The organism is Patescibacteria group bacterium, assembly GCA_028710985.1.
Lineage (GTDB): Bacteria > Patescibacteriota > Patescibacteriia > JAHJFT01 > JAHJFT01 > JAQTTB01.
In genome coordinates this window covers 292,483-310,097 of the sequence record JAQTTB010000001.1, presented here as the reverse complement: position 1 = coordinate 310,097, position 17,615 = coordinate 292,483, and the positions used below count along the sequence as shown (strand labels likewise).

14 protein-coding genes and 1 tRNA gene are annotated in these 17,615 nt (G+C 49.1%); 6 read left to right on the top strand and 9 right to left on the bottom strand.

Going from position 1 to position 17,615, the window contains the following annotated elements:
• Window positions 1–33: 33 nt before the first annotated feature.
• Together PHW53_01555 and polA are read right to left on the bottom strand one after the other, a co-directional pair.
• The gene (locus PHW53_01555; GenBank protein MDD4995136.1) at window positions 34–2,115 is read right to left on the bottom strand and encodes an O-antigen ligase family protein; all 2,082 of its coding nucleotides are present in this window, start codon (window positions 2,113–2,115) and stop codon (window positions 34–36) included.
• Between the two features lie 21 nt (window positions 2,116–2,136).
• Window positions 2,137–4,803, bottom strand: coding sequence for a DNA polymerase I (gene polA, locus PHW53_01550; GenBank protein MDD4995135.1), 2,667 nt, complete (start codon window positions 4,801–4,803; stop codon window positions 2,137–2,139).
• A gap of 298 nt (window positions 4,804–5,101) precedes the next feature.
• Here polA and PHW53_01545 point away from each other — a divergent pair.
• Both PHW53_01545 and PHW53_01540 read left to right on the top strand, forming a co-directional pair.
• Window positions 5,102–5,173: transfer RNA gene (locus PHW53_01545), tRNA-Cys, on the top strand.
• A 192-nt stretch (window positions 5,174–5,365) separates the two neighbouring features.
• Complete coding sequence (locus tag PHW53_01540) at window positions 5,366–8,185, top strand: transglycosylase domain-containing protein (protein MDD4995134.1); 2,820 nt, start codon at window positions 5,366–5,368, stop codon at window positions 8,183–8,185.
• 335 nt (window positions 8,186–8,520) lie between these two features.
• On the opposite strand, the gene dnaN is transcribed toward PHW53_01540, so the two are convergent.
• Both dnaN and dnaA read right to left on the bottom strand, forming a co-directional pair.
• Window positions 8,521–9,657, bottom strand: a complete 1,137-nt coding sequence (gene dnaN / locus PHW53_01535; protein ID MDD4995133.1) for a DNA polymerase III subunit beta — start codon at window positions 9,655–9,657, stop codon at window positions 8,521–8,523.
• A gap of 241 nt (window positions 9,658–9,898) precedes the next feature.
• Window positions 9,899–11,275, bottom strand: a complete 1,377-nt coding sequence (dnaA, locus tag PHW53_01530; GenBank protein MDD4995132.1) for a chromosomal replication initiator protein DnaA — start codon at window positions 11,273–11,275, stop codon at window positions 9,899–9,901.
• 344 nt (window positions 11,276–11,619) lie between these two features.
• On the opposite strand from dnaA, the gene rpmH reads away from it, so the two are divergent.
• The 3 genes from rpmH to yidD are packed head-to-tail and all read left to right on the top strand — an operon-like array spanning window position 11,620 to window position 12,348.
• A complete protein-coding gene (gene rpmH, locus PHW53_01525; protein MDD4995131.1) occupies window positions 11,620–11,757 on the top strand; it encodes a 50S ribosomal protein L34 in 138 nt (45 codons plus the stop codon).
• Between the two features lie 4 nt (window positions 11,758–11,761).
• Entirely contained in the window at window positions 11,762–12,100 is a 339-nt protein-coding gene (gene rnpA / locus PHW53_01520) for a ribonuclease P protein component (GenBank protein MDD4995130.1), read from the top strand.
• Window positions 12,097–12,348, top strand: a complete 252-nt coding sequence (gene yidD, locus PHW53_01515) for a membrane protein insertion efficiency factor YidD (protein MDD4995129.1) — start codon at window positions 12,097–12,099, stop codon at window positions 12,346–12,348. The genes rnpA and yidD overlap by 4 nt, the downstream gene beginning before the upstream one ends.
• Before the next feature lie 343 nt (window positions 12,349–12,691).
• Here the strand turns inward: yidD and PHW53_01510 are convergent, their stop codons facing one another.
• The 4 genes from PHW53_01510 to tig all read right to left on the bottom strand — a co-directional run bounded on the left by PHW53_01510 (window position 12,692) and on the right by tig (window position 15,741).
• A complete protein-coding gene (locus PHW53_01510; GenBank protein MDD4995128.1) occupies window positions 12,692–12,922 on the bottom strand; it encodes a DUF167 domain-containing protein in 231 nt (76 codons plus the stop codon).
• Window positions 12,912–13,538, bottom strand: coding sequence for a hypothetical protein (locus PHW53_01505; protein MDD4995127.1), 627 nt, complete (start codon window positions 13,536–13,538; stop codon window positions 12,912–12,914). The genes PHW53_01510 and PHW53_01505 overlap by 11 nt, the downstream gene beginning before the upstream one ends.
• Before the next feature lie 82 nt (window positions 13,539–13,620).
• Window positions 13,621–14,409 (bottom strand): inositol monophosphatase family protein, encoded by a 789-nt coding sequence (locus PHW53_01500; GenBank protein MDD4995126.1) that lies wholly within the window; start codon window positions 14,407–14,409, stop codon window positions 13,621–13,623.
• Window positions 14,410–14,457: 48 nt separating this feature from the next.
• Complete coding sequence (tig, locus tag PHW53_01495) at window positions 14,458–15,741, bottom strand: trigger factor (GenBank protein ID MDD4995125.1); 1,284 nt, start codon at window positions 15,739–15,741, stop codon at window positions 14,458–14,460.
• 80 nt (window positions 15,742–15,821) lie between these two features.
• On the opposite strand from tig, the gene PHW53_01490 reads away from it, so the two are divergent.
• A complete protein-coding gene (locus tag PHW53_01490) occupies window positions 15,822–16,013 on the top strand; it encodes a hypothetical protein (GenBank protein MDD4995124.1) in 192 nt (63 codons plus the stop codon).
• Between the two features lie 54 nt (window positions 16,014–16,067).
• Here PHW53_01490 and PHW53_01485 read toward each other — a convergent pair whose 3' ends face one another.
• Window positions 16,068–17,573, bottom strand: a complete 1,506-nt coding sequence (locus PHW53_01485) for a hypothetical protein (protein MDD4995123.1) — start codon at window positions 17,571–17,573, stop codon at window positions 16,068–16,070.
• Window positions 17,574–17,615: the final 42 nt, after the last annotated feature.

Sequence of the window (17,615 nt, the reverse complement as noted above, 5' to 3'; positions counted from 1 at the left end):
CTAGATTCTAGATTCTAGCTACTAGATTCTCGTTTAGAGTGGATCGCTCTCATCGCCGGTGTAACCAAGCTCAATTGCTTTATCGAACGCTTCCCGCGCTTTTTCCGGCTCGCTCGTATCGCGGTATGCCTTGCCCAGTTCAAAATACGACCGGCCGATCAAAGGATCCATATCGATCGCGTGCTGATATTTAATAATGCCTTTATCCCAAAGTTTGATGTTGATTAAAGCGCGGCCCCAGTCCCAATATATTGATTGACGACCGGGACTTAGAGAGACCGATTTTTCAAATAGTATGTTTGCCTGATCCCGCCTCTCCTGAGCCACGGCCTCATCGGTGGTAAATTTGCTCCAAATCATGAAAACCTGCGCTTCTTCCTGAAAAATTTGGTAGCGCCAGGGATCTTTTTCCGCGGCCTCATTGTACCAGTTAATGCTTTTTTCAAAACTGACATCGCGTGTTTCGTCTTTTATATTCTGTGCATAAATAAAACAGTCAGCGCCCATTCTCTGATAATAAACAGCGGACCGGTAATCCGGAATATAGTACATGGCTTTTTCTAATTCAACTTCCCGCATATTTTTATCCGCCAGACTGCCGAAACTCAACGCCCTATTATAGAAAAAGTCTCCGGAAATTGGAAAGATGTGAAATTTTACCGAATAAGCCAGGGCCGCAATCAGTATGGCGTAATAAATAATTTTGTATTCCGGGGATGCCCAGAATTTAATTTTTTCCGTCGGCCTGATCGGCTCAGCTGGCACGGCAGCAATTTTACGTTCACGTTGGATCGCAAGCGGAATCGCCGCAGCCACGGCAAAATATGAAAAAAGGAAGTATCGCGTTGCCGCGTTTTCAAACATAAACTGGTTGTGAGCCACAAAACCTATGAGCGCCACGCAGATTCCCCAGCTGAGATATGAGAACCATTGATTTTTCTCTCTGAAAAAAATCTTCAAGCTCTGAAATATGGCCAAGCCAAAGATGGCAAGATATATAACGAAGCCGACCAGCCCAACATTAAATGCGGTATCCAGAAATAAATTGTGGGCGCGGTCAAAAATCGTTTCCGGCATTGCGGTAAAAGACGGCGGATATTGGGCATTAAATACATAACCAAAAGTTTCCACGCCGTGGCCGATGATCGGGCGATCCATAATAAAACCGACCGCAAGCTGCCAAACCGCTAAACGCTCTTTGATTGTAATGTCTTCAAAATTAAAAATGCTCGCGACTCTCCGCAGATAGGGTGTATTCTGGACCAGGCCTGATTGCGATAGGGTGTTGAAATTGAAAGCGAGCATCAGAACCGCGGCAAGCCCAACCGCGCCAACGGCGATGGCAATTGACCGGCGCCAACGCCAGAGCAAAAGGAATCCGCCGATTGCCGCCATGACGACGAGAGCAACAAAGCCCGAACGCTTACCGGTGAGCACCAGGGCATATATATCCGTAAATACAAGCGCGAGCCAAGCGGCGCGGCAATACCAGCGTTTCGCGATCAGTGCCAGGGCAAAGGCGAGCGGCAGTACCATGATCAGATAATCGGAGAGATAAAGCGAATTTCCCAGAGTAGAAATGATTTCCGAAAAACCGGACGCGTCCTCTGTAAATTTCAAAAAGTCATAGCCATAGTATTGAAAAAAGCCATAAATCGAAACCGGCAAAGAGGCGAGCGCTGCCACCATAAAAAACCGATAGGCCTGCGTCAAAGTCCGGAGATGCCAGAAAATTAAATAAAAAGCGGAAAAATAAAACAGATAGGTAATCATGCCTTCAAAACGGATGTAAGTGCCCCACCAGCTGGCCGCAGGGTAGAAACTAAAAATCGTGGACAAGGCCATGACGCCGAAATAAGCGGTCATGAGCCAGAGCATGGCTCCGCCGCGTACAGTAAAACGGCGCCCCTCAATACTTTTTATAATCCAGATGGCAATCATGAACGCGACCGTAATGCACATGAGCTGGATTTTTGGCATGTTAAACGACTGATGTGAACGGTAATAAAACAGCGGCAGGGCCACGAGCAAAAATAACCACAGCATTTCAATCGCGTGGGTACAGAATATGGAGACCCTGCTTCTTGTCACGCTAGCGTTGATTGTATCTTTCATAAATATTACAAAAGAAATATTCTATATAATCTTATCCATGCTCCCCCAATTTTTACCGGACTCGACTTCAACGACGATGGGCACCGCGAGTTTGGCCGCGCTCTCCATTTCTTCCTGCGCGAAAGCCGCAACTTTTTTCGCCTCAGTCTCCGGCACCTCAAACACCAGTTCGTCATGCACCTGCAGAATCATTTTTGACTTCGGGGAAATCTTGGACAAGCCGGCGTGGATCTTAATCATGGCGATTTTCATGATATCCGCGGCCGCGCCTTGCACCGGCATGTTGATGGCCATGCGTTCGGCCGCGGCCTGAAGCTGGGCCACGTGGGAATTAATTTCCGGAAGATAACGCCGCCGGCCAAAAATTGTTTCAACATAACCAAACTCCCGCGCCAGAGCGCGGGTACGCTCCATGTACTCGGCCACGCCGGAGTAAACCTCAAAATATTTGCGAATAAATTCTTCGGCTTGGGCGTAACTTATGCCCGCCGACTGCGCGAGACCGCGCGGCCCCTGGCCGTAAATGATGCCGAAATTTATGGCTTTCGCGGATCGGCGCATATCTTTATCAACTTTGTCTTCCGGAACGCCCCAGATGGCCGCCGCCGTGGCGGTATGAATGTCGCGTTTCTCGCGGAACGCCTGGATCATGCGCTCATCGCCGGCCAAGGCGGAAACAATGCGAAGTTCAATCTGCGAGTAATCGGCCGCAACCAAAAGATTCTTCGGCTCGGCGATAAAAGCCTTGCGGATTTCACGGCCAAGTTCGGAGCGGATGGGAATGTTTTGCAGGTTGGGGTTTGAAGAGGAGAGCCGGCCGGTTGAAGTTACGGTCTGATTGAAACTCGTATGTACGCGGCCGGACGCGTTATCAACCAGCCGGGGCAGGGCGTCAATATAGGTGCTTTTGAGCTTAGCGAGTTCGCGGTGCTCAAAAATCAAATCAATAATCTCATGCTGACCACGCATTTTTTCAAGTTCCGGCGCGGCGGTGGAAAGCCCGGTCTTGCCGCGGCGGATGCCGGCCGGGGAAATGGCAAGTTTTTCGAAAAGCACTTCCTTGAGCTGGGTCGGAGAATTGATATTGAATTCACCGCCGGCCATTTTATAAATTTTCTTGCTGAGCTTTTCAATGCTCTCATCTACTTTTACTGCCATTTTATTTAAAAAACCGGAATCAATCTTCACGCCGATCTGCTCCATGGCGGCAAGGACGGGCACGAGCGGCATTTCGATCTCCTGAAACAATTTGGCCATGCCGGCCTCGCTAAGACGCGGCTCAAGCGCGTCCCGAAGATCCCAGATGCGCTTTATCTTATTTGCCGCCGAGTCCGCGGTTCCGATTTTCATCTCCTCGCCGAATTCCTGCAGTATGACGGACTCAAGGTCATAACTCCGCGTGCCGGATGACAGGAGATAGGCGGCAATCATGACATCAAAATCAAAACCAGCCAAGCGGATGCCCTGCCCTGCGAGCAATGCGGCTTCGCGCTTCAGGTCATGGCCGATTTTTTTTATATTTTCATTTTCAAGAACCGGCGCCGCGAGATCGACGAATTTTTTTAAATCGGTTTTTGATAATCTTGCAAGATCAAAAAACTGCGCGCCCGATTCCGGAAAATAAACCGCCAGACCGGCAAGGCTCGCACCGAAAAGCCCGGCCGCCCCAATCTCCGCAGCCACGGCGATTTGTTTTTCTCTGGCAATTCCGGCCAATGCTTTTTCCATCTCCCGGATAGAGCCTACCCGCCCGCTTGTTCTATTGTTCCCTTGTTCCATCGTTCCCTTATTTTCCGATTCCGCGCCGGGCAATTTCGCAATAAGTGACTTGAATCCAAATTCACCAAGCGCGGCAACCATTTCGTCGCGGTTCCACTTGCCAAGCTCGCATTTTTCCAACGCGAACTTAATGGGCACGTCAATAATAATCTTGGACAGTTTTTGACTTAATTTGGCCATTTTTTCACCTTTTTGTAATTTTTCCAAAGTGCCTTTTTTAAACTTTTCCGGATGGACTTTAACCTCGTGATACACATTCTCCAGACTGTCAAATTCGCGAATCAAATCACCGGCGCCCTTTGGACCAATGCCCGGCACGCCGGGAATATTGTCGGACGCGTCGCCGGCAATTGCTTTGTAATCAATGAGATGATCGGGCGGGAGGCCGTAGCGCTCGCGCACCTCAGACTCGCCATAGAGGGTGGCCTGGCTCAAACCCTTCACGAAAGCCAGAACCCGGGTGTTCCGGTCAACGAGCTGAAGAGTATCCATGTCGCCGGTGACAATGACTGAATCAACGTCCATACGCGGATCAAGAATGCGGGAAAGCGTACCGATGACGTCGTCGGCTTCATAACCCGCGGCTTCAAATACCGGAATATTAAAAACACGCAAAATATCCTTGACCATGGGGATTTGCGCGTAAAGCTCGTCCGGCTGTTTAACGCGGGTGGCTTTATATTCTTTAAATTCTTCATGCCGGAAAGTCGGGCCGGCTTTATCGAAAGTCACGGCCATGTATTCGGGCGCCTGTTCCTTAATCATCTTCAAGAGCACGGAAATAAAACCGTAAACCGCGTTAACGATCCGGCCCTTGGGGTCGGTTAGGGGCGGCAAGGCGTGCCAGGCGCGATGCAACAGGGCATTGCCGTCCAAAATAAGCAGGGTTTTCTTTTTTTGCTCTTTCATGGAGATATTTATGTATATTCTACCTGATTTTCAAAGTTTTGCCAAATGCATTTTTGGCTAAATTTAGATGTTTTTTCCCCATTTAATCAACAGTTTGGCGGATAATTTAGCTATGCCCAAGCCGATAAAGTGCCGGACTGAATATTTTCTTGAAAACATGGCGTAATTTTGCTACAATACAAGCAAATTTTAACGAATGGCCATCCTCCTTCGTCCCGATTGCTATCGGGGCTACGGCGGGTAAATCTGCAAAACTAAAACTTTTCTTTAAAAGCTAAAAGTACATCGTAGATAATCAGGCCACGTAGCCAAGCAGTAAGGCGGGAGTCTGCAAAACTCCTATGCGCGAGTGCAATTCTCGCCGTGGCCTGATTATCTATGATGATCTAAGTTTCGCGAATCGTCCCGATTTCCGCGCAGCGGAACATCGGGACGATTCCCACCGACACGTCGCTCGCGAGCGACGTGTCACCGCCCGCCTTGCCGAAGCTCAAGCCTGCCTGCCGGCAGGCAGGCGCAGCGAGAGCGTAGGCAGGTGGCCTCCAAAAAAATAATTCTAAACATGCCACTACCGCAATTAATACAAAAAAACGGATTTTTCGCGAAAAAGCTTTATCCGAACAAAAAACCCAAACTAAAAACAAAGGGGTTGCTGCGAAAAATTTTTTACGGCGCCGGCGCCGGCGTTCTTTTGCTATTTATTGTAACCGCCGTGCTTTTTGCCTGGTATTCGCGCGAGCTGCCGAATCCGGACAATCTGCAGGAGCGGACCGTGGCGCAGAGTACGAAAATTTATGATCGCACCGGGGAAATTTTATTGTATGAAATTCACGGAGAAGAAAACCGCACGCTTATAAAAATTGAGGACATCCCTGAATACGCCATCTGGGCGACCATCGTGCTCGAAGACCGCGATTTTTACAAACACCATGGCTTTAATCTCCGGGGCATTCTCCGATCGGTTTTATCCAATTTCATTAAAGGCACGCGCGTCGGCGGATCCACCATCACCCAGCAATTCGTGAAGAATTCGATCTTGAGTCCGGAAAAAACAATGACCCGAAAATTAAAGGAGTTAATTCTTTCCATTGAACTTGAACAAAGATTTTCCAAAGACCAGATTCTCCAGCTTTATTTTAATGAGATTCCCTACGGCTCAACCAACTACGGCATTGAAGCCGCTAGCCAGAATTATTTCGGAAAGAACGTAAAAGACATCACGCTCTCTGAAGCCGCGGTGCTCGCCGCTCTGCCGCAGGCGCCGACAAAATATCTGAACGACCAGGAACTTTTGCGCGGCCGGCGTGACTACGCCCTTGATCAGATGGCCGAACTCGGCTACATCACGCGCGAAGAAGCCGATACGGCCAAGGCCGAAGAAGTTAAAATACGGCCGCGGATTGACAACATCAAGGCGCCGCATTTTGTTTTTTATGTAAAGCAGCTACTCTCGGAAAAATACGGCGAGCGCACGGTTGAACAGGGCGGGCTTAAGGTAATTTCAACGCTCGATATTACAAAACAGGAGATTGCTGATCGTGCAGTGCGCGAGCACATTGAACAAAACGGCGAGAGCCAAAAATTTTCCAATGGTTCGCTTGTCGCAATCGATCCAAAAACCGGACAGGTGCTCGCAATGGTCGGCTCAAAAGATTTTTTTGACGATACCATCGACGGACAGGTGAATGTATCCCTCATGCCGCGCCAACCGGGCTCATCTTTTAAACCGGTTGTTTATACTATGGGGTTCATGAAAGGCTACACCGCGGAAACGATTCTTTGGGACGTACTCACTACTTTCAAGACCGCGACCACGCCGTACATTCCGCATAATTACGACCTCAGGGAGCGGGGGGCAGTGACCGTGCGGACCGCGCTTCAAGGTTCGCTTAATATCCCGGCCGTAAAAATGATTTATCTTGCGGGCATTGATAATGTGCTAGATTTAGCGGAAAAAATGGGTTACACCACATTTTCTGACCGCTCGCGTTTCGGACTTTCACTGGTTCTTGGCGGTGGGGAAGTAAAACTCCTGGAGCACACCGGAGCGTACGCGATTTTCGCGGCCGAAGGAAAAAAATATCCCATAAACCCAATTCTCAAAGTGGAAGACCCGTGGGGAAAAACACTTGAGGAATGGCAACAGCCCGAGGGCGAGCAGGTGATTCCGGCCGAGGCAGCGCGGCTCACGAGCAATATATTATCCGATAACGCAGCGCGCGCTTATGTTTTTGGCACCGGGTCGTATCTCCAACTCGGTGCACGCCCGGTGGCGGCCAAGACCGGCACGACCAATGATTATCGCGACGGCTGGACAATCGGCTACACGCCGAGCCTCGCGGCCGGGGTGTGGATCGGCAATAATGACAATTCCGAAATGTCGCGCGTCGGCGGCTCACTTGGCGCCGCACCGATCTGGAATCGATTTATGCGCGAAGCGCTGGAAGGAACCGAAATTGAAAAATTTACCGCGCCGCCGGCAAATGACGCGGCTAAGCCGGTGCTCGCGGGCAAATCAGCCGAAGAATTAAAAGTAAATGTTGACCGCGCGTCCGGCAAACTCGCGACCGAATACACGCCAGCTTCGTATACCGAAGAACGGACTTACCGCGAGGCGCACTGCATTTTATATTACGTTGACCGCGACAATCCACGCGGCCCGGCGCCAACAAATCCCGGGGTTGATCCGCAATTTGCGGGCTGGGAAGCCGCGGTGCAGGAATGGGTAAAGAAAAACGACCCCGGCTTTGTCGCGACCGCGCCGCCAACCGAATATGACGACCTGCACGTACCCGCGAACCGGCCGTTTGTGCAGATGACGGCGCCGGAAAATAACGCGACCGTAACCGAGCGCCGCGTTCATGTCGCGGCAACCGCGAGCGCGCTGCGCGGCGTCGCGAGAATTGAATATTATATCGATGAAACAAAAATCGGCACGACTTGGGGAAGCGGATCGGACGCCGTATTTTTCATACCGAACAGCGTGGACAAAGGATTTCACGCATTGCGCGCCCGGGCATTTGACGACATCGACAACAGCGAGGTTGATGAAATCACAATCAACCTGCTTGCCGAAAAGATTCCGCTTGAAATCCTTTTCACAAATCCCGAAGCCGGGGATGTGGTTCTGCAAAATGAATTTCCGCTACCGGTCACGGCCGAGCTTTCGGATATTTCAAACATCAAAAAAATCGATTTCTACTGGGGTGAGAATGAATTTTACGGCACTCTCATCGGCTCAGTGGTGGCGCCGAGCGAAAACGTAATGACTGTCTCCTGGGGAATCGCGCCGCGGCCGGGCAGCTACCGGCTCTGGCTTGAAGCCGAGGACTTGAACGGGCAGAGAACAAAAAGCGAGGTGATCGTGGTCCGAGTTGAATAAGCGCAACAAAAAAACCGGCGTTGAAAAATTCCGGTTTTTTGTTTTCTAGCGATCGCGGGGCGCATGCCTGGGTGACGATAATTTTTCTAGATACTCCGTTGTTTGCTTTCAGCAGGACCTACTTTTGTAACCAAAAGTATGCAAAAGTTTCGGGGTGGCTGACCTGCCTGCCGGCAGGCAGGTGCGCTCTCAATTTCATTAGGCGACTCTTTGCATTTCTAAACGGCGCTTAGCAGCCACCCCGAACCCCAGGTACTAACAAAAACGTTTTTTCGATAGGGAAAGGATTTATAAAAAAACAGGTGCTTTATTCAATCGCGCCTGCTTTTTAATTTTTATTGTTTTATGGGCATTACGATGTAGAAGTATTCCTTTTCATTGCCAATTGAACGGATGAGGCAGGGGTTGGCGGCATCGACCAGGCTGAAGCTCACTTCGCTGCCCGGAAGCGCGTTTAAGCCCTCCAGAAGATAGCGGTAATTTAATGTAATTTTATTCTCCGCGCCGCTTACTTCGCCGGCGAGTTCAACTTTGTTTTCACCGGTCTGCAAATCAATTGACCTTATGATAATACCCCGAGGCGGTACAAATTCAAGCGTGACATCAAAGAGCCCTGTCTTAGAGAAAAGGCTCGTGGTTTTGATGGCTTTTGCAAGCTCGTCCCTTGAGAGTTTGGCCGTGACCTTAAAATCGGCGGGCACGATCTGACGGTAGTCGGGATATTGGCCCTCGATAACGCGCGAAATAAGCTCAGCGTTCCCCAGGGTAAAAACAATCTGGCTCTCGGAAAAGGCAATTTCCAGGTTTTCCGGCGCTTCGGCATCGTCCTTAAACGCAGAGAGAATGCGCAGAACTTCGGCCATAGTGCGGACCGGCACGATTGCGGAAGCGTTTTCCGCCCCTGAACCCTTCTCCAGGGCAAGCGATGCCTCGCCCAGGCGATAGGTGTCGGTTGCGGCGAGGACCAGCCGTCCAGACTCATTCTCGCGGTTTATTTCCATGCAGATGCCGGCGAATTCCGGCTTTGACTCATTCGGCGAAACCGCAAAAATTACCTGGGAAAGCGCACGTTTAAATTCCGAAGCCGAACAGCTGTATACTTTCTTTTTCACTACCTGCGGAATAAGCGGAAACTCGGAGGCCGGCAGGCCTTTGATTTTGGTTTCGTAATTGCCGCACTTTATGCCGAGGTTCGTGTCCGTGGTTTCAATTTCCACGGCTTCGGCCGGCAGGAGATTCACATAGTCGCTAAAAAGCCGCGACGGCAGGGTAAATTCTCCGGGCTCGTCAATTTTGCCGCGAAGCGTACAATTAATGGCCACCTCAAGATTGGTGGTGGAGAGCCGGACACTCTTGTCCTCAATTTTAACGAGTACGTTATTTAAAATCGGCAAATTAATATTTTTGCTGGTAATGTGACTTACGATATTCAGCCCCCTCGCGAGATTTTCCTGCGTGCACACGAGTTTCATAATTATTGTTATTAGTTATTTTATATATTTATATATAGTAATAGTAGTAGGGCGGTGGACAGGGTGCAAAACCGGGAAACGCAGCAAGAAATGGCGAAAAAGTTAGGGGGTCAGAAGGTGGACAAGGTTTGCGTTACGCGGTGGAGGATTTTTAGGGAAATTGCCAGGAGAGAGAATCGAGTTTTTTTTGCACCGGCAGAGCGCAAGCAGAGCACAGGCGGAGTGGGGTTTTTTGCACTGCTTATACACCGTAAAGTTTTTCGCGGATCAATTCAAGGTCCTGTTTGAGCTGCTCGTCTATCTTCAAAAGATTGGAAATTTTTTCGTACGCATGCATGGCAGTGGTGTGGTCGCGGCCGCCGAGTTCGTCGCCGATGGACGGATACGAGGCTTTCATTTCTTCACGCAGCAAAAACATGATAATTTGGCGTGGGAAAGCCAGCTTTTTTTCGCGGCTTTTGCCTAAAATATCCGGTGTTTTTATCTCAAAATAATTTCCAACCACTTCAATGAGCTGGCGCGGGGAAATGGATTTGCGCCTGTGGATGGGAGAAAAGCTTTCAAGCACGGATTCAATGGTTTCCATGCTGGGCGCCAGACTTTTGAACTGGTGATAGGCAATGATTTTATTTAAGGCGCCTTCTAGCTCGCGGACATTGCTTTGAATCAAATTGGCGATGTGCTCTAAAAATTCGCGGTCAAGGTCGTAGTTTTTTTCGTGGCACTTGTTTTGCAAAATGGCAATGCGGGTTTCGAAATCAGGGCTGGAAATATCGGCAATCATGCCCCACTCAAAGCGGGTGAGGAGCCGGTGCTCAAGTGACGGAATCGCTTTGGGCGGCCGATCGGAGCTGATGATGATTTGTTTATTGAATTGGTGCAGGGTGTTAAAGGTGTGAAAAAATTCTTCCTGCGTGCCTTCTTTACCGGTGATGAACTGGATATCGTCAATCAAAAGAAGATCCACGTTGCGATAAGTGTCTTTGAATTCTTTGGCATGACCGGAGCGCACGGCCTGTATAAAATCATTGGTAAAGCGTTCACAGGTAACATAGAGTACGCGAAGATGGGGGGCGGTAGTCAGGGTTTCGTGACCGATGGCCTGCAAGAGGTGGGTTTTGCCGAGTCCGGCACCGCCATAAATAAAAAGAGGGTTGTACACCTCTCCGGGTTTGGCCGCCACGGCCTGAGCCGCGGCATGGGCGAGTTCATTGCCCTTGCCGACCACAAAATTTTTGAAGGTATAGCGTGAATTTAAGCCAATTTCGCACCAGTGATCGCGCTGGGGAAGCTGGGGGCGGATCGGTTCGGTGGCGACCGGGGCGACCGGCGCTTCGTCGGCGTATTCCTGCACCACTTCGTTCTGGGGCCGGATTTCAACCTTGTAGATTATTTCTTTGACCGGATGATTGGTGACATTGCGCAGGGTTTGAATAATCGCGGGATTGTATTTTTTTTCAAGCCACGCCTTGGAAAAGGTATTTGGCACGCAAATAATCACCTTGTCGTTTTCAATGCCGGCAATAAAAGTATTTTTAAACCAGGTGCGGAAATTTACCTTGCTAAGATTAAGCTCCAGTTCGCCAAGAGCGGCTTGCCAAATTTCGTGGACGTTCATAGGTTTATTTTTTATTTTTTTTATGCCCGGGGGGCGATTCGTTTTTCCGGGCGCTGCTACCCAATATTATCACAAAGCCGGGGATTTGAAAATTGGCTAAAATAAGCCAAAAAGTTAATAAATTGTTGATAAACTGTGGACAGTGTGCATTACTCGTATTCCAAGTGTAATGCGTCTTGAAAAAATAATCAAGGTATAGTATGATTGGCTTGCTAAATACCATAAACCCGTCCCTGCGGCAATGCCGCAGGGCATCTGGGCGGGTTTTTTAGACAAAGTGTCGGCTCCGCCGACCTTATTAAGCATAAATGCCCCGATAGCCATCGGGGCCACTAATAAAATATATGCCAAAGAGAACATTTCAGCCGAAAAAGAGCTATATCCGCAAAAAAGAAGGCTTCCGCAGCCGCATGAAAACCAAAGGCGGCCGCAAGGTGCTAGCCCGGCGACGGGCGCGAGGCCGAAAGAAATTGAGCCATTAATCATATGCTTCCGGCCCAATACCGACTACGAAAAAAGCTGGACATTGAGGCGGTTTTGAAGAGGGGAAGAAGCGCGTATACTCCAAATATTTCCGTAAGATTAGCGAAAAATCAGCTTGGAGTATCGCGTTTTGCTTTTGTGGCCGGGCTTAAGGTATCAAAAAGCGCGGTTAAGAGAAACCGGGTGCGGCGCCAGCTCCGGGAGATCGTGCGCAAGCACCTTGGGGCAATCGCTGCCGGTTATGACGTCATGGTCATGACCAAACCCGCGATTTTACAGCTTAAGTTCGGGGAAATGGAAAAAGAACTGCTCGGACTTTTTAAAAAGCAGGGGATTGTATGAGTTTTTTTACGGCCATGGCGCGCCAGGCGGCGCTTTTCGCCATCCGGGGGTATCAGAAAACATTGAGTTTTGACCATGGGATTTTTCGTTTCATGTTTCCGGGCGGATATTGCCGGTTTCAGCCGACCTGCTCGGACTATACTTATGAGTCAATAAAAAAATACGGCATCATCCGGGGCGGGTTCAAGGGACTCTGGCGGGTGATGAGGTGCAATCCGTTTTCAAAAGGCGGATTGGACCTGCCGTAACAATTAAAAATTCAAAACCTGCCTACCGGCAGGCAGGTGTAAAATTAAAAGTTGTTGTATCCGCGCGGCGGATATTTTTTATCTCGGTTAAGTTTGACGCGCTCATTATTGTCATCCTGAGCCCGAGCCTGCCTGCCGAAGCTTTAGCGAAGGCAGGCGAAGCGAGAGGCGAAGGATCTCACATATTGGATAAACCAATGTGGCGCCATGGATAGCCATTCCGAGACTGCGAGATCCTTCGCCCCGACATTCCGCTTTGCGGAAGTCGTGGCTCAGGATGACAATCAATGGAAGTTTGATTATAAAAACAACCATCATGTTTGGTTGTCTATTTTTTATGAAATTATTTTTTAATTTCCACGATTTTGTTGCGCGATTTTTTTCCGGAGGCGATAATGATTTTTGATTTCGGAACATCGAAATATTTGGACAGGGTTTCAATCAGCTCTTGGTTCGCGCGATTATCAAGCGGCGGAGATTTGAGTTTGACTTTGAGCGAACCGTCGTCAAGTTCAACGATTTCCGGCCGTTTGGCGCGCGGGATGACGCGGATTTTAATTATTTTATTGCTCATGTGTCGCGAGTTCAAACTTTTCTTCAAGCGGTTGAAGAATTTTTTCTTCTAGTTTTTTCAGAACCGATTTTTGGTAGATCGTATCCGGCCGCTGCGAAAAATTTGTATCGATTATCACGACTCGGCCGGTTATCTCGTTATTATCATCGATTTCGGCCATGATATTGTCGCTTTCCAGGCTATGCCAGGTGTAGGCAGCGCGCGGTTCCTGCGCGTGGAATTCCCGTAGCCCGTGAACGAGCGTTTGCACCGAGTGCTGAAGGAGGGGGTAATTAGGGTGGCTCTTAAGTTCCGGACTGGAAAGAACTCTTGAAAACGTCGTGCCGTGAATACGTTCCTGAATAACCGCGCCAGTAAATTTTTTGTCCTTAAATTTTTCAATTTCCTTGCCCAGCTGGCTAATAATTTTATTGAAGGGTTTATTTTCTTGATTTTTATGGCGCTCATCTAGGCCGTAGCGTCCAGCCAAGCGGCGGTTGGCCTGAATTAGCCAAAATTTATGATAAGGATAAATATTTTTCGTATCGAGTTTTGCTTTTTCAAAGGTTGATTCAAGACGATTGGGAACAACGAATACAGATTCAGCGATCATGCCCGGAGGAAAATATTTTTTCATTGTCTCGTATTCTTCCTCTTGCTTTGAAAAAAGTTCGACCGCGCCCTTTTCGCTAAAAAGTAAGTCGAGGTGAAAATCTTTATTATTTTAAGTGGTTAATAATTTGCGCGTGGATTTTTTTATTCGTGGCAACAAGGTCGCGGCTCGCCGCGGTCCATTCGATACCGCGCGAATCGGTAACGCGGCCGCCGGCTTCGCGGATGAGTACGCTGCCGGCTAAGTTGTCCCAGGATTTTGAGCCGGCGATCACGATGGCGTCGGCGCGGCCGGCGGCAACATTCGCGTGTTCAAGGCCGGCGCAGCCCAGGCGGCGGTAGACGCGGCTGTGCGCGGCGATTTGATTGGCAATCCGCCGGCCGCGCCGGATCTCGGCCGGGCTGTAGCCGTGGCAGAATTGAATGAATGAATCCGCGAGGCGCGCGGTTCTGGAAACATGAAGGCGTTGATTTTCAAAAAATGCCCCTGCGCCGGCAACGGCAGAATACATTTCATTTGCGGCCGGAAGATAAATTACACCGAGAATGGGTTTGTTTTTGTAGGCAAGGCCGATGTTTACGGCGAAAAGCGGCAGGCCGGCATCGTAATTCACCGTACCGTCAAGCGGATCAACGTACCAGCAAAAATCCGAGTGATTGATTGGGTATTTGCCTTCTTCGCTCACGATATTGTGATGCGGAAAGCGCTTTTTTAGCAGTTTAATTATAATCGCGTTGGCGCGGATGTCGGCCGTGGTGACCAGTTCATGGTCTTTTTTATATTTGCGGCCGTTGCCGGCGTGGCGGAAGTGGCCCATAAGTTCGCGGCCGGCCGAGAGGGCGGCGGTTTTGGCCGCCTCGAGCATGGACAGCATTTGTTTTTCGTCGGTTTTCATATACGGCATTATATCACAAAAGGACAGGTCTCGGCCCGTCCTTTTGTATTACCTGATCATGTTTTTTTTCAGCATTTCGATTACCTTGCGGTTGCGCAGGGCGCCGAAAATGTAATCGCGGTATTCGGGAGAAAAGATTTGTTTGCGCGCGTCATCATTATCCTTGTAGGTTTCAGCCTGGCGGTCAATCTCCTGGTCAACGTCTTTCTCTTCGACGTCAATTTTTTCTTTTTGGCTGATAACGCGGAGCAGGAGAGCGGCTTTGATGCGGCGCATGGCTTCGGCCGCGAAATCAATTTTGAGGTCGGCGACGGTTTTTTTGATGCTCGCGAGATAGTCTTCAAACTTCATGCCCTGGTGCTCGGCATTGTGTTCAAGCTCGTGAAGCATTTTGTTGATTTCCTCGTTCACCAGCAAGTCGGGCATGTCGCCGAAGCGGCTCGCGGAGATCAGATCGTCAAAGATGGCGCGTTCAAGCCGGCGCTCTTCTTCTTCCGCGGCTTCGTTCACGAGATTCTCGCGGATGAGTTTTTTCATTGCCGCGAGATCGGGCTGGCCCATGGTTTTTGCGAATTCGTCGTTAATCTCCGGGGGTTCGAGTTCGTATACTCCAGTCGCTTTGACGCGGAAATCAACATTTTTTCCCTGCATGCTTTTTTGAAAATGCTGGTCCGGAAATTTTAAGGTGAATTTTTTTTCATCGCCGGATTTTAATCCCACAAGTTCCCGGGTCAGGCCGGGTATGTAATTTTCCTCGGCGAGGTAGACCTGGAAATTCGGGCTCTTGCCGCCCTCCATAATGACGCCGTTCTGCGTCATTTCCATTTCAATCACGACTTTGTCGGCGGCGGTGGCCGGGCGGTCAACCAATTTTTCCTTGGTCTGCATTTTACGGACGTCTTCAATCACTTTATCAATTTTTTTGTCCTCAATCTCCGGGGTTTTGCGGTCAAATTTTTTTACGGAATAGTCCGCGAGCTTATCAATCTCCGGGACGAGGGAAGTTTTAATTTTGAAGGCAAGCGGATTGCCGGGCGCGAGCTTTTCCACGTTGATTTCCGGCGAACCGATGGTCTCCAGGCTTTCGGCCGCGAGCGCGTTGGCGTAATGTTTGCGCACGATGTGTTCAAGCGCCTCTTCCCAGATCGCCATTTCGCCAAAGCGCTTCATGATCATGTCGTAGGGCGCTTTGCCCGGGCGGAAGCCGGGGATGGTTGATTTTTGCGAGAGCCGTTCGGCCGCCTGTATTAAAAACGGCTGGATTTCGTCAACCGGAATGGTGAATGAAAATTCAGCGCATGATTTTGGAAGTTTTTGAAATGTGTATGGCATATTGGGTGGAGTATAGCCGAAAATACGAAAACCGTCAATTGCTGTCCGGAAATTCGGAAAATATGATATACTAGGCGTATATGGCAAAAATGACCGCGAAAAAACGCGAAGAATACCGCAAAAGACTTCTAGGAATAGAGACGGAGTTAATCTCGCTTCAGGCAAAGTTACGCGACCTCAAGAAAAGATCGCGAAAAGTGAGGGAAGACGGTATGGCAAGCCGCGACCAGCGGGAGATTGAAAAGATCAGGAAGCAGATCGGCCTGACATAACTATATTAAAAAAACTTAGAAAAATTCTTCTAAGTTTTTTTAATATTTTAGTTATTATGCCGTTCCATTCTTCGCTTTTATTTCGTTCAGAGTTTTTCGGACCCTATCTATCGCTTGTTTATTCATTTCATCTTCTTCGGTACCGCCGCGGTCTAGCGAGCGAAAAAGAAAAGGATCAGTTAGAAATTCGGATGTGCCTTTAACTTTTGCCCATTTTCCGCTTTGAGGAAATTTTACCTCTTCAATCTTGTCGCTAGCCTCTAATATTGGTAGGAGTTGCGCGATAGCTTTTTCAAGATCCGGTGAAAATCCCTCCCCTTTATCCATGCGCTTAAGCAAAGTGCCAAGTTCTTCTACGACCGAATCCCTATCTCCTCGAGCGAATAAATCTACGCGCACCTCGGCCGGCTTTTTGTCTTTTAACGAATCCACTAAGCCATTAACAAAAAATTCATGATACTTATCAGCTTTTTGTGGGTCCACGGTTTCAATGGCCGCGGCTAATTTTGGGATGTCATGGAATCCTTCAGTTTGAAAATAGTCAACCTTGGGAAGCGCTTCCCCTCGTATTTTAGACACTTCGTCGCGCTGTTTTTGTTTTTCTGTTTTCTTTTCCTTGACTATGTCAAGAGGTTGCGTTTCGAGCGCTTCGGTCAAACGCGCCATTGCTACCGGTCCGACGGCTTGAGAATCATCAATAAGTCTACTTAGATTTCTACGACCATCGCGCTGCATAGATACATTCCCGGTCTTCATTTTTTCAATAACAATCTGCGCCGCTTCCTTTAAATATTTGGGATTGTCCCGCAGGTTCAAGTAATGTTCCATTCCGTTGATAACCTCGCTAAGCCGTTTACTCTGTTCTTGAAATTTTGGATTCTCTGCCATTTTGGCCTGTACATTCTGCAACTCCGTAAGACCTTCAGTCGTTATTTTAGCCTTTTGTTTTTTGGGTATATTCTCTAATCCTCGCGCCATGGATTCAACACCGTAGACTTCATCAAGCGAAAATTTTGCGAGGTATTCTTTAATATCATCTGCACCAAAAAATTTTTCCGTTTTTTGCGCTTCAGCGGGTGTTTCCAAGGGTTTTTCTGCGGCTGGCGCTTCGACCGGTGCCTCGACGGATGCTTCGGCGGCTGGGGTTTCGGTCACGGTTTCGGCCGGTACGGGTTCGCCGCTTTCAAGCGTCGAAAGTTCGGCGTCAATCCGCGCAGCTTCGGCTTTGAGATTTTCAAATTTTTCTTTGGCCGCGGCGGCTTCTTGCTTGATGGCGTCAATTTCCGCCTTGGCTTCGGCATCCAAGTTCTCGCCCTGCTCGGCGGCAAATGTTTCGGCTTCAGCCACGGCGGTGTCAGCTCCTTGGGCTTCGACTTCGGCACTCGCAAGTTCGGCGCCAACGCGTTCACGATCGGCCGAGAGTTCGCCCTTTTTTGATTCTTTTTCCGCTTGAGCGGCGCGTTCGGCCTCCTGTTTTTTAGCCTGTTCGGCTTCCGCCTTGGCTTGATCGGCGGCTTCTTGTTTGGATTTCATGGCGGCAAGTCGTTCTGAAAATGCCATATATTTGGTTAAATTTAGCTTTGTTATGCTAATAATATATCA

Bases quoted from the DNA above. Each gene is read 5' to 3' on its own strand.
- PHW53_01505 (MDD4995127.1), bottom strand. From the start codon at position 13,538: ATGAAAAAATATTTTCCTCCGGGCATGATCGCTGAATCTGTATTCGTT.
- tig (MDD4995125.1), bottom strand. From the start codon at position 15,741: ATGCCATACACATTTCAAAAACTTCCAAAATCATGCGCTGAATTTTCA.
- yidD (MDD4995129.1), top strand. From the start codon at position 12,097: ATGAGTTTTTTTACGGCCATGGCGCGCCAGGCGGCGCTTTTCGCCATC.
- polA (MDD4995135.1), bottom strand. From the start codon at position 4,803: ATGAAAGAGCAAAAAAAGAAAACCCTGCTTATTTTGGACGGCAATGCC.
- PHW53_01555 (MDD4995136.1), bottom strand. From the start codon at position 2,115: ATGAAAGATACAATCAACGCTAGCGTGACAAGAAGCAGGGTCTCCATA.
- PHW53_01540 (MDD4995134.1), top strand. From the start codon at position 5,366: ATGCCACTACCGCAATTAATACAAAAAAACGGATTTTTCGCGAAAAAG.
- PHW53_01485 (MDD4995123.1), bottom strand. From the start codon at position 17,573: ATGGCATTTTCAGAACGACTTGCCGCCATGAAATCCAAACAAGAAGCC.
- PHW53_01500 (MDD4995126.1), bottom strand. From the start codon at position 14,409: ATGAAAACCGACGAAAAACAAATGCTGTCCATGCTCGAGGCGGCCAAA.
- rpmH (MDD4995131.1), top strand. From the start codon at position 11,620: ATGCCAAAGAGAACATTTCAGCCGAAAAAGAGCTATATCCGCAAAAAA.
- PHW53_01510 (MDD4995128.1), bottom strand. From the start codon at position 12,922: ATGAGCAATAAAATAATTAAAATCCGCGTCATCCCGCGCGCCAAACGG.
- rnpA (MDD4995130.1), top strand. From the start codon at position 11,762: ATGCTTCCGGCCCAATACCGACTACGAAAAAAGCTGGACATTGAGGCG.
- PHW53_01490 (MDD4995124.1), top strand. From the start codon at position 15,822: ATGGCAAAAATGACCGCGAAAAAACGCGAAGAATACCGCAAAAGACTT.
- dnaA (MDD4995132.1), bottom strand. From the start codon at position 11,275: ATGAACGTCCACGAAATTTGGCAAGCCGCTCTTGGCGAACTGGAGCTT.
- dnaN (MDD4995133.1), bottom strand. From the start codon at position 9,657: ATGAAACTCGTGTGCACGCAGGAAAATCTCGCGAGGGGGCTGAATATC.